The 12,137-nt window shown below is 63.1% G+C and carries 10 protein-coding genes; 6 read left to right on the top strand and 4 right to left on the bottom strand.

Annotated features, from left to right (window positions below; all coding sequences use genetic code 11):
• Position 1: 1 nt before the first annotated feature.
• On the bottom strand, positions 2–1,480 hold the full coding sequence (locus CPI83_RS23870; protein ID WP_003945952.1) for an adenylate/guanylate cyclase domain-containing protein: 1,479 nt from the start codon (positions 1,478–1,480) through the stop codon (positions 2–4).
• Positions 1,481–1,672: 192 nt separating this feature from the next.
• Between CPI83_RS23870 and CPI83_RS23865 the strand changes: the two genes are divergently transcribed.
• From CPI83_RS23865 to CPI83_RS23850, 4 genes are read left to right on the top strand one after another with little or no spacing between them, the layout of a single operon-like run.
• Entirely contained in the window at positions 1,673–2,851 is a 1,179-nt protein-coding gene (locus tag CPI83_RS23865) for an AI-2E family transporter (RefSeq protein WP_097387804.1), read from the top strand.
• Positions 2,844–4,067, top strand: coding sequence for a DUF5931 domain-containing protein (locus CPI83_RS23860; RefSeq protein WP_020906401.1), 1,224 nt, complete (start codon positions 2,844–2,846; stop codon positions 4,065–4,067). The genes CPI83_RS23865 and CPI83_RS23860 overlap by 8 nt, the downstream gene beginning before the upstream one ends.
• A gap of 28 nt (positions 4,068–4,095) precedes the next feature.
• Complete coding sequence (locus tag CPI83_RS23855) at positions 4,096–4,728, top strand: response regulator transcription factor (RefSeq protein WP_166655100.1); 633 nt, start codon at positions 4,096–4,098, stop codon at positions 4,726–4,728.
• Between the two features lie 17 nt (positions 4,729–4,745).
• Positions 4,746–5,465 (top strand): DUF1707 domain-containing protein, encoded by a 720-nt coding sequence (locus CPI83_RS23850; protein ID WP_021333130.1) that lies wholly within the window; start codon positions 4,746–4,748, stop codon positions 5,463–5,465.
• 4 nt (positions 5,466–5,469) lie between these two features.
• Here CPI83_RS23850 and CPI83_RS23845 read toward each other — a convergent pair whose 3' ends face one another.
• Both CPI83_RS23845 and CPI83_RS23840 read right to left on the bottom strand, forming a co-directional pair.
• A complete protein-coding gene (locus tag CPI83_RS23845; RefSeq protein ID WP_019747104.1) occupies positions 5,470–5,922 on the bottom strand; it encodes a MaoC family dehydratase in 453 nt (150 codons plus the stop codon).
• A gap of 35 nt (positions 5,923–5,957) precedes the next feature.
• Positions 5,958–6,485: a cupin domain-containing protein gene (locus tag CPI83_RS23840; RefSeq protein WP_047889125.1), complete on the bottom strand. Its 528-nt coding sequence runs from the start codon at positions 6,483–6,485 to the stop codon at positions 5,958–5,960.
• A gap of 150 nt (positions 6,486–6,635) precedes the next feature.
• On the opposite strand from CPI83_RS23840, the gene CPI83_RS23835 reads away from it, so the two are divergent.
• Together CPI83_RS23835 and CPI83_RS23830 are read left to right on the top strand one after the other, a co-directional pair.
• Positions 6,636–7,208, top strand: coding sequence for a TetR/AcrR family transcriptional regulator (locus tag CPI83_RS23835; protein WP_019747106.1), 573 nt, complete (start codon positions 6,636–6,638; stop codon positions 7,206–7,208).
• A gap of 121 nt (positions 7,209–7,329) precedes the next feature.
• Positions 7,330–9,174, top strand: coding sequence for a DUF2339 domain-containing protein (locus CPI83_RS23830; protein WP_097387802.1), 1,845 nt, complete (start codon positions 7,330–7,332; stop codon positions 9,172–9,174).
• A gap of 1 nt (position 9,175) precedes the next feature.
• Here CPI83_RS23830 and CPI83_RS23825 read toward each other — a convergent pair whose 3' ends face one another.
• Positions 9,176–12,127, bottom strand: coding sequence for an MMPL family transporter (locus CPI83_RS23825; protein ID WP_097387801.1), 2,952 nt, complete (start codon positions 12,125–12,127; stop codon positions 9,176–9,178).
• Positions 12,128–12,137 lie beyond the last annotated feature (10 nt).

Genomic DNA, 12,137 nt, shown 5'->3' with positions numbered 1-12,137 from the left:
CCTAACCAATTTGATCCGGATCGACCTCTGGATACTTTTCGGGCCACGCCAGATGCGTCAGTCGTCGGCGTCCACGCAGTTGGACTTGCTCGCCGAGTTCCCACTCGGCCTGTTCCTCTTCGTCGGCGAAATACAGCGCGCTCGTCGACGCCAGCACCCGGCTGGGCCGAAGTTTCGCGAGCTCGGTGAGCCGCGACGCTTCGTTGACCGGATCGCCGATCACGGTGTACTCGAAACGTTCGGCAGCACCGATGTTGCCGGCGACCGCGAGCCCCGCGCTCACGCCGATACCGACGTCCAGGCCGGTGATGTCGTTGAGCTTGAACCGCAGCTCGCGAGCAGCCGCGAGAGCTGCCGTCGGAGCGTCGGGTCGATCGAGTGGTGCACCGAAGATGGCGAGCGCCGCATCACCCATGAACTTGTTGACAAAACCGTGGTGGCGATCGATGACGTCGACGACCACACGGAAGAACTCGTTGAGCAGTTCGACCACTTCGCCCGGCGGGCGCTCGGCCGCGGCACCGGTTGACCCGACCATGTCGACGAACAGAACTGCCACGAATCGAGTTTCGCCGCCCAGTTCGGTACCGAACTTCAGCGCGCGCCGGGCCACGTCCTCGCCGACGTGCTGACCGAACAGCTCACGCAGCAGGCGCCGCTCGTCGGACTCTTTCATCATGCGGTTGAATCCGACCTGTAGCCGGCCGATCTCACTGCCGTCGAACACCTCGACGCGTACGTCCGTGGCGCCGCGCTGCACTCGCTCGATGGCGCGTCGCAGTTGTCGGATCGGATCGGAGATCTGAGTAGCCGTCAGCATCGACAGTGCAAAGGCCTGCACGATCGCCATGATCGAGATGAGCAGGATCGCCCACGCGAGCGAGTCGGGGGAGAACTCGAGATCGGTCGTGAGCTGCGTCGAGCACAGCAAGATGATGCCTGCGACGGGCATCAGCGTGCCGAGTCCCCAGGTCATCGCCAGCCGGGTTCCGACGCCCGGCGCCATGGTCCGATCGAATTCGCCCTCGCTCAACGCCTGGGCGGCGACCGGACGCAAGATGCGCTCGCCGAGCATGTAGGTGAACCCGAAGGTCGTGGTCGCGGCCATGCAGACCGTCACGATCACGGCGATCGCGAGTCCGGGCATCTCGGTGATGGTCAGGAACACGAAGATGATGCCGCCCAGAATCCACAGCACCAGGTGCACGATGGCCTGGCGAAGCGGCGCGTGAAGTGCCGCCATCTGCTCGGACCTCGTCGGTGGACCACCGCGCAGCCGCCAACGAATGACCGACTTCAACATCATGGCCGCCGCGGTGAGGCTGACGGCACCCGCGAATGCCAGGTAAACGCCGAAGATCGCGAAGTTGCGGACACGGTCGGCAACTATCGCGTCGGACTCCTGGATCGGAACGCCGTACCGGACGAAGGCAAAGACCAGCACCGCGCCGATCAGATTGGCTGCGAGCATGGAGAGCATATAGAGGGGCCACCGGCTGCGGATGGTCACCGCTATTGCTCTGTATGAGGCCCGCACAGGGTTCAATTTAGCTGGCAGAGCTCGAAGTGTTGGTACGCGCGTCCGATTATTGGTCCGCTCACCTGTGTCGGCCGGTCCGGTTAGGCTCGCGAGGTGAACGCAAACAGGGGGCGTGCGGAGCGAGCTTCGAGGATGAACAAACCCATCTCCGCCGACGCTCGGGCGGTGCACCCGGGCGTGCGCATCGCGGCGGAATGGTCGTGGCGCCTCATCGTGATCTTTGCCGGGCTACTGGTCCTCGGATACGTGGTTCTGCGCCTCGAGACCGTGCTCATCCCGGTGGGGCTGGCTCTACTGGCATCGGCTCTGCTGATTCCGGTTGTCGATCGGCTACAGGTATGGGGAGTTCCTCGCTCGGCAGCCGTCATCGTCGTTCTGCTTGCCTCGATCGGACTGGTCGCGGGAATCATGACGTTTGTCGTCGAGCAGTTCATCGACGGGTTGCCCCAGCTCACCGACCAGTTCACGGCCAGCGTCACGCAGATTCAGAACTGGCTCACCAGCGGACCGCTGCACTTCAGCGAGGATCAGATCCGCCAGGCTGGTGATTCGGTCGTCAAGTCGGTGCAATCCAATCGTGAGTCCCTGACCAGCGGCGCCTTGACCACGGCGACGGTCATCGGCGAGATCTTCACCGGGGCATTGCTGACGCTGTTCACTCTCATCTTCTTCCTCTACGGCGGCGACCAGATCTGGCAGTTCGTCACCCGGATCGTTCCCCCCGACGCGCGTCGTCGGGTGCGGATCGCCGGTTCTGCAGGTTTTGGGTCGCTGATCGGTTACGTGCGCGCCACGGTCGCGGTTGCCGCCGCCGACGCGATCGGTATCGGTGCCGGCCTGGCGATCCTCGGGGTGCCGCTCGCCCTGCCACTGGCGTCGTTGGTGTTCATTGGCGCGTTCATCCCGATCGTCGGCGCATTTCTGACCGGTTTTCTCGCGGTGCTTGTCGCTCTGGTCACGAAGGGTTTCCTGACGGCACTGATCGTCCTCGGCATCATCATCGGCGTCATGCAACTCGAAGCGCACGTGATGCAACCGCTGTTGTTGGGTCGCGCTGTTCGCCTGCATCCGCTGGCAGTCGTTCTCGCCATTACAACGGGCATCGTCCTCGCCGGAATCGTCGGCGGGCTCTTGGCTGTTCCGATCGTCGCGGTCCTGAATACCGCCATTCGTTCCCTCCTCGCCGACGACCCGGACATCGCGTACGCCGAACTGCACGTCGAAGATCCGGAGACCCCACTGTTCCCCGCCGAACCCGACGAGCCGCGCGCCGAGCCTCGCATCGTGAACCCCACTCCTCCCGATGACTGAGCCCACCCGCCGTCGCCGGCTGCACTATCAGCCGACCGTTCGCGAGGCGTCGGGCGTCGACACCGACCCTGATGCCCCGCTGTGGCGGGCGGCGCAGGCATTTCGCCTCGTCACGCTTGTGTACGCGATCAGCTACCAGTTCGCTTCGGCCTCCGACTACACCAACTCCCGGCTCAGCTGGTTCTTCGTCGCTCTGATGGCCGTGTGGACCGGGGTGTCGGCGCTGTTGCTCGGAACTTCCGGTGCTCTGTTCGGTAAGACGCTGCCGAGGTACCAGGTGGTGATCGCCGATCAGGTGGTCGTCATCTTGCTGATGGCGTCGACGAGGCTGGTCTCCGACCACGAGTGGTATCAGAATCACCAGACGCTCCCCACCACGCTGTGGGCCACCAACGCGGTCATCTCCGCGGCAATTCTCGGCGGGCCGTGGCTCGGTATGGCGTCCGGAGTTGTCATCTCGGCGGCCAGCGCGATCATCCGCGACCAGGTCAACCTGGACCTCTGGCGCGATGCGACGGCTCCCGTGCTCGTATCGGTCGGCCTGGCGTTGGGCTTGGCCACCACCACCGCTCGGCGCTCGCATCGACAACTCGAGCAGGCCGTACGTCTGGCGGCGGCTACCGAAGAGCGCGAACGTTTGGCACGCGAAGTGCACGACGGCGTTCTGCAGGTGCTGGCGATGGTGCGCCGGCGAGGAGCCGCACTCGGCGGCGAGGCAGCTGAGCTGGCCGCGCTGGCCGGCGAGCAGGAGGTCGCGTTGAGAATGCTGATTTCCGAGCAGGTTTCGGGTGCCGCGGCAGATGTCGGCGGACAGACAGTGGATCTGTGTCCGCTGCTGACCACGCAGGCCAGCACGTCGGTGTCGGTGTCGACGCCCGCGCACCCGGTCGTGATCGAGCGCGATCGAGCCATCGAACTGGCAGCCATCGTCGACAATGCCCTGTCCAATGTCGGGCTGCACGCCGGTCCTGCGGCGAAGGCGTACGTATTGCTCGAAGATCTGCCGGACGAGGTGATCGTCAGTGTCCGCGACGACGGCGTCGGAATCCCCGAAGGTCGCTTGGCGCAGGCCGAGGCCGAAGGCCGCATGGGAGTATCGAAGTCCATTCTCGGTCGAGTACAGGTGCTCGGCGGAACTGCAGTCCTGCAAACGGGGCCGGGGGAGGGCACCGAATGGGAGATCAACGTTCCGAAGGGGAAGAGTGAGCGTGGCTGACGAAAAGGGCGAGAATCCGGTGACGGTGATGGTCGTCGACGATCACCCGATGTGGCGCGACGGTGTCTCCCGGGACCTCGAAGCCGCGGGCTTCACCGTGAGCGCCACGGCGGAGGGTGTCGAGAGTGCGCGCCGCCGAGCCGCCGCCGTGCAACCGGCCGTGGTTCTGATGGACATGAACCTGCCGGACGGAAACGGTGCCGACGCCACCACCGCGGTGCTCGAGGTTTCGCCGAAGAGCAAGGTACTGGTGCTTTCGGCCTCCGCCGAGCGTGACGACGTCCTCGACGCGGTCAAAGCCGGAGCGTCGGGTTACCTGGTCAAGAGTGCTTCGGTGGCGGAACTCCTCGCGGCCGTGCGAGCGACTTTCGACGGACAAGCCGTCTTCACACCCGGCCTCGCCGGATTGGTGCTCGGCGAGTACCGCCGGATGTCGACGGCACCGGCCGACGATCGCGCACCCGAGCTGCCTCGGCTCACCGACCGTGAGACCGAAGTGCTCCGTCTTGTCGCCAAGGGGCTGAGCGCAAAACAGATCGCCACGAGGCTCTCGCTCAGCCACCGGACCGTCGAAAACCACGTCCAGGCGACGCTGCGGAAACTTCAGTTGGCCAATCGCGTCGAGCTCACGCGATACGCGATAGAACAAGGTCTGGAATAATGTTTATCCTGGAAATCATGGAGGCCAGGAATCTACGCGTATCCGATGCCGAACGAGAGCACGTCGGCGAGCTGCTGCAGAAAGCTGTCGGTCAAGGGATGCTCTCGCTCGGTGAGTTCACCGAGCGCATGGACACTGCCTTGGCTGCAAAGACGCGAGGTGAGCTCAACTCGGTTCTCGCCGATCTTCCGGGCATCACGCTGATCTCCGACTACGACCCACCCGCGTATCCCAATGCAGGTCAGCCGATGTACCAAGGCCAGCCGTATCCATCGCCGACATACCAACCCCAGCCGCCGCCGGTTCACCCGAGCCCGCCTTACCGCGCTCCCGTCGGCGCTCCGGTTGTCGGTAACTACGGAACGGCAAATGCTGCCGTGATTCGTGGACGAATGGCGACGGTGACGCGAAACGGCGCATGGATCGTTCCTCCCGCTGTCGTGGTCGATACCAGAATGTCCAGTGTGACTATCGATTTCACGCGCGCTGTGATGCAGACGCAGGTCGTGAACATCTCGATCGACGACTACGCCAGTTCGATTTCACTGATCGTTCCCGAAGAGGCGACGGTGGACATGAACGGTGTCGAGGCAGTCGGGGGAAGCGCGTCGAACAAGGTTCGTTCCGGCCCGCAGATGGGCCCGCTGCATCTGGTGGTGCACGGCAAGGTGCGATTCGGCAGTGTCACCGCGAAGCATCCCTTCGGTACCACGATCCGAAAGATGTTCGGCTCCTGACCTTTCAGTGATACGCGCGGGTCAACATCTCGGCGACGCACACGGGTTTGTCACCGTGTTCTCGTTCGAATGTCTGCGTCACCGTGATCTGGACGCCGCCATTGATCGGTTCGACTTTGCTCAACGTCGCACGCATGCGAACGCGAGAGCCAACCGGAAGCGGAGCAGGCAACCTGACCTTGTCGAATCCGCAATTGAGAGCAAACGCAAAACCCTCGAGCGAGAACATCGCATACGAGAACATGGGGCCGAGTGAGAGCGTGTAGTTGCCGTGCGCGATCGTTCCACCGAACGGTGACTCCTTCGCGCGATCCACATCGACGTGAATCCACTGATCGTCGCCGGTGACCCGGGCGAACTCGTCGATGGACTCCTGCGTGACATCGTGCCAGTCGCTGACGCCCAACTCTTGGTTCAGGTTGGCGCTGAGGTCTTCTGCTCCGGTGAGTACAAGCATGAATCTTCCTTTGATCGGTAGGTGCTGGCAGTCGGTCAGTGACTTTCGATGCCGAATCCCACACCGTGCGTCTGTGCGATCTCGGCGGTGGCAACGAGATCGAATTCGATCCCGAAATCTGCTTCTACCCGCGCTGCAACCGATTCCGCGGCGGAACCTGCTTCGGCCAGTAGTTTCGGCATCAGTTCGAACAGGTCTTCCATCCCTCCGGGCGTGATGATTTCGATAATCCGTGCTGGAGCGTCGTCGGGATTCCACACGGCGTGCCACTGGCCACGCGGTTTGAAGATCATGGCGCCAGTCTCCGCGTAGACGACCTCGTCTCCGACCATCGCTGCGACGCGGCCACTTTGAACCACCGTGTACTCGTCTTCGCGGCTGTGGCGATGGACCGGTGAGGTCATCGAATGCGGAGCGATGCGGTGTTGTACAAGAGAGAATCCTCCCTCGGTTTGTTTGCTTCGAACCATCATCCGGACGCCGGTGGCCGCGAGAGTCCCGGTGAGATCTACGTCCGGTCCGAGGACGGTCGTCGTGGTGTGGTTTGCGGAATTCGGTGACATCGATTTGGTCCTTTGCCGTCGTGAGCGTCGTTGGCTGCGCTCCGGTTTCGATTCTCGAATCATGTACCAATCGGTCTAGTGATGCAAGGCTTTGGCTATTTATGCACTTCAAGTGTTGTCGATATGTGTACTGATCGGTATGTTGAACTTATGTCTACAAGGGATTTGTTGGTCGATGCCGCTGCCGACTTGTTGCAGCGGAAGGGGTACGCGGGAACGGGTGTGTCGGAAGTGCTCTCGGCGAGCGCGACCACCAAGGGGTCCTTGTACTTTCACTTTCCCGGCGGCAAGGAAGAACTCGCAGGCGAGGCTCTGAGGCGACGCGGTGAGGCAATGGCCGATTTCATCCGGCATCTCCTGGAGAGCTCACCCGATGCCGCCACCGCGATCTCGGCATTTGCTGCCGCACTGGCTGCGCGTTTGTCGGATTCGGACTACGAACGTGGATGCGCCCTGGCTACGGCAACACTGGATGCCGCAACCGAATCAGAGGTCATCCGTGGTGCTTGTGCGGACGGGTACAACTCGTGGCTGGGGCTGCTGGCTCAGCGCCTCGAAGCCGACGGTTGGTCCCGCGAAGACGCAGAGTCCGAGGCAATTCTCGCTCTGTCCGCACTCGAGGGCGCGCTTGTCCTCGCTCGGGCGCGTCAGGATCCCGCTCCGCTTCACACTTCGGGTCGGTTGCTCTCCGAACGATTGCGGAATGCAGCGCCTCGGCGATAGTTCCCTGTCGGTCGATGGTGCTGTCAGTCGAAGGTGTCCTCAGTTGAATACGAGAAGTCCCCAGGCTGATCGAGTAGTACTACTCATCTGATCGGTTCGGCCACGCAGCAAGCTCGTAGCCATGACCACACCGAGTTCTTCCGCCGTCGATCCGCGACTGGTGACCGCCCTCTCGGCCGAGTGCGACAGCATCGGCCGGCAGTTGCGTCACATGGGCCAGAACCTGTCGATCCTGCAGACTCAGCTGGCCTCGGCTACTGTTCCCCCGCCCATGCCGGTAGTTCCGGCACCCGCAGCTCCGGCGCCACAGATGCCGCCAATGCGTCCTCAGCAGAACGTGCCCACCTGGCAGCCGCCGACGTATCCGGTTGCCGCACCTCGCCAGCCCTGGTGGCAACGCGACGGTGTCATCAGTCGACTCCTGGCCGCGGCCGGTGTAGCCGTCACACTGATCGGCGTCGTGATGCTGCTGGTACTTGCAGCGCAGGCCGGATTCTTCGGACCGCCGCTGCGGGTGCTCGGTGGCGCACTCCTTTCCGGCGCCTTGGTGTTTGCCGGAGTGCGGGTCCACGGACGACCAGGTGGCAAAGTGGGAGCGATTGCTCTGGCTGCCACCGGTTTTGCGGGAATGTACCTCGACGACGTCGCTGCCTCTGTTCTCTACGGTTGGGTGACGACGCCGCTCGCGGTGGTGATTGCCTTCGGGATTGCCGCGGCCGGGGTTGCTTTGGCGGTGAAATGGGATTCCGAATCACTGGCACTCATGATCGTTCTGGGCGCAGCGGTGCTGGCTCCCGTGTTGACGTCGGGAATATCGTTGACTCTCATCGGTTTCCTCTTCGCGATCCAGTCGGCGACATTCTCCGCCCAGCTCGGTCGTGACTGGAAGTACCTGGGTATGGCGCGCACCGTACCCGTGGTTCTCGCGCTGCTCGTAGCGGTAGCGTCGAATGCAATCTTCAGCGAATCCGGTAACAGTGCAGTGCAATTGGTGATCAGTGCCGGCGTGGTTGCAATCGTGGGGGCCGGCTGCGCGATGGCCGTGCAGTGGACGGGTTCGCCCTCGCGCGGCGGAGTTGCAGGGGCGTGGTCCACCGCTACCTTTGTTGTCTCGTCCCTTCCGCTGATGAGCGTCGGGGCCGTGCTCGGGCGCACCGAATCCGCAGTGCTGTACGGAATTGCTGCGGCACTACTACTTTCCGCTGCAGCGGCAGCCAAGCCTTTGCCGACGCAACTGCGATTCGGACTGGGCGCAACCGGCGCTCTTGCATTGTTGCTGTGCTGCTTGTCCGGGGCGACGGAATCTCTGGTCGTACCGCTGGTCCTCACCGTCGGCATGATCTTCCTCGGAGTCTCGCTGTATGCGGGTTCGCGCTTCGTCTTCGCCCTCGGAACCGCCTTTGCGGCAATCGGATCGATCGGATACCTCACGACGGTTCCGCCGGAAGCGTTGACGACTGCCCGTGCCGCATCCATGCAACTCGGTGCGATCACGGCACTCTCGAGCCTGACGGCGATAGGTGCACTGGTGATGCTGGTGTGGGCGATTCACCGACTGAAGTTGATCGCCGATTCAAATGCAGCGGTTCTATGGGCGGCCGCAGGGTTTGGTGTCCTCTACGCGGTGACGTGTGCGCTCGTCTCATCCGGCGTCGAAATCTTCGACAGTGCAACCGGATTTGTTGCCGGGCACAGCGTTGCAACCATCGTCTGGATGCTTGCCGCCACGTCAGCGCTGGTGCTCGGATTGAACAACCGTCAGCATGCTCGCGTCTTGCTCGGAGCCGGGCTTGCTCTCACCAGTGCGGCAGTGGCAAAGCTGTTCCTCTTCGACCTGGCCACACTCAGTGGGCTGGTGCGCAGCGTTGCCTTCCTGGTGGTCGGCTTGCTGCTCCTGCTGGTCGGGACTCGTTATGCACGAGCCTTCGCCAAGCAGGAGCAGGTCAGCTCCGCTTCTGGATCATGAGTCAGCTTCGCTTCTGGCGAGCGATGAGCTCGCTGACACTGATGGCGCCTGCGTCGTCAGGTCGGTGCCTGCCGGTGGCGTTGTCGTCGCCGTCAGAGGCATCCGAGACTCGGGGCTCGTTGGTAGGCGAAGGCGCATCCGTGAAAACTCCGTTACGACGCTCCGGAGCGGTCGGTGGAGGCGGCGACTGGGGGGTCGCCTCCACCGAGGTCGGGGCCGAGCCGTTTGTTGCAGAACCGTTTGTTGCAGCGCCATTTGTTGCAGAACCGTTGGTAGCACCGTTTGCAGAGCCATTCCGGCTCGAGCCGTTGGTACCTGAACCGCTGCTTGCCGAACCGTTAGTACGCGAAGGCGTCCGGACCACCGGCAGCGGCCGTGAGGCCGGGGGAGTCTGTTCCCGAGCCCGCAGGTCCGACAACCAACTCTCGATGGGACGCTCGGCCGGCGCAGCGGGCGTCGGGTTTCTCCGCTTGTCGGTGGTGTTCGGTTGCGGTCGGTACGAAGGATTGGGGACCGGTGCCTCGATCAAGTTCTGGGGCGCGCTGGCTGCACTCCCGATATCGAGACGACGTCGCGGTGCCGGCTTCTCCGCGGCAGGTGTATCCGTGTTCGGTGCCTTGATCGTCATTTCGCTGAGCGGAATGGGCTCGGTGAGGGGATCAGGAACGCGAGGTCCGCTTTCCGGCTGTGCAGCCGGGGCAGGCGGCGGCATGACCCGCGAGGCCGCTTCGATCTTGCGCGGCTGACCCGGTCCGGCGATCGCACCGACGGGCGCGATCTGCGGGACGTTTGCGAGCACGAGCTCGTTGTCGAGGATCGGCTCACCCAGCCCGATCTTCTGCTGGATCCGCTTCATCCAGGCCGGGGCCCACCAGCAGTCGTCGCCGAGCAGTTTCATGGTCGCGGGGACCAGGAACATTCGGATCAGCGTGGCGTCGATGATCAGCGCGGAGATCATGCCGTACGAGATGTACTTCATCATCACCAGATCGGACAGGCCGAATGCACCGGTGACCACGATCAGAATCAGTGCGGCAGCGGTGATGATCCGGCCGGTATGTGCCGTGCCGATTCGGATGGATTCGGTAGTACTCGCGCCCTGCGCTCGCGCTTCGACCATGCGGGAGAGCAGGAACACTTCGTAGTCGGTCGACAGGCCGTAGACGATCGCGATGATCAACACCAGGACGGGAGACATGATCGGTCCCGGCGTGAAGTTCAAGAGACCGGAACCGTGCCCGTCGATGAAGATCCAGGTCAAGATTCCGAGCGTCGAACCCAGGCCGAGCGCGCTCATCAACGCAGCCTTGATGGGCAGGACGAGCGAACCGAACGTCAAGAACATGAGCAAGGTCGTCAGCAGGATGACCGATACGACCATCAGCGGCAGACGGTCGAGCAACGCGTCGACGCTGTCCTGCTCGATGGCCGGAGTGCCGCCGACGAGCACAGTTGTGCCCTCGGGCCAATCCGCGGATCGCAGATAGTCGATGGTGGGACGTGCCTCGTTGCGCTCGGTCAGACCGGCTTTGAGGACGTTGACCCCGTCCTTGGTCGCAACCTCCGGGGTGAACTTCTCGACCAGACCCGGCGCAGCGTTTGCGGTCTTGGAAATCTGACCGAGAGTGGTGTTGTCCGCTCCCTCGATGACGAGTCGAACGGGCTCGGTGCGATTGCCGGGGAAGAGTTCGTCGAACTGCGCCTGCGCGACACGCGTGGGGCTGTCCGGGGGCAGGTACGTCTCGTTGATACCGCCGAACTTGATGCCCGTCAGCGGAATGATCATCAGCAGTAGAGCCGCGACGATCGGGACCGCGACCTTGAGCGGATGCTGCATGACCCAGCGGGTGAGCTTGCCCCAGAAACCGTTCTCGATTTCCTCGTTGGTCTTGGTCTGGCGCAGCTTCTTGAAGGTCAGCGCGTCGATCCGTTTGCCGAGAATGCCGAGAATAGCGGGAAGAATCGTGATGGACGAGATCGCGGCAAGCATGACGGCAGCAATGGCGCCGTAAGCCACCGATTTGAGGAAGCCCTGCGGGAACAACAGCAGACCGCCGAGGCTGACGGCAACCATGGTCGCCGAGAACATGACCGTTCTACCCGCCGTCATGACCGTTCGGCGTACTGCGGTCGGGGTGTCGTACCCCTCGGCTATCTCTTCTCGGAAACGGCTGACGATGAACAGTCCGTAGTCGATCGCGAGACCCAGGCCGACCAGAGAGACCACGGGCGCAACAAACGCGTTGACCTCGGTGAAGTTGGTGATCAGTCGAATGATGCCGTTGGCGCCGATGACGGTCAGACCGCCGACGATCAACGGGAGGGCTGCAGCGACGACGCCACCGAAGACGAAGAACAGCAGGACACCGACGGCGGGAATCGCGAGCATTTCCATGCGCTTGATGTCGTTGGCCATCGTGTCGTTGAGCGAATTCGCGACAGGTTGCAGGCCGGCGAGTTGCACGTCGACACCGTCGATGTAGAACTTCGACTCGACGTCGCGGAAGTTGTTGGACACCGCGGTGTCGTTGTCGCCGGCGATCGCGATGCTGGTGACCGCGTGTTGCTTGGACTTGTCCGCCAGGGCCGCCACCGAGAGACCGTTGTCGACCTTGAAGTACGAGCCGTTGATCTTCATGATCTGGTCGGGGTTGTCGGCGACGAGTCGCTGCAGATTGTCGATGACCTTCGCTTGGAACTCGGGGTCGTCGACGGTCTTGCCCTCCGGCGCCGTGTACAGCGCCAGAACGTCACCCGTCGTGCTGCGTCCGAACGTGCCGTCAGCGAGTTTTGCAGCCTCTACCGATTCCGACCCCGGATCGTCCCAGCCGCTCTGGCTGAGATGATCCTGCAGGCTCAGGCCGTACGCAGCGAGCCCGAGGAGCCCCGCCACCATGACAGCGATGACGGTGAAGCGGGCTCGATAGACGATGCTTCCCCAGCTGGCGAACACTGATCAACTC

It is taken from the genome of Rhodococcus sp. H-CA8f (assembly GCF_002501585.1).
In the GTDB taxonomy this organism is placed as follows: Bacteria; Actinomycetota; Actinomycetes; order Mycobacteriales; family Mycobacteriaceae; genus Rhodococcus_F; species Rhodococcus_F erythropolis.
Note: the sequence above shows the minus strand (reverse complement) of the source record. Positions and strands in the feature narration are given on the sequence as shown.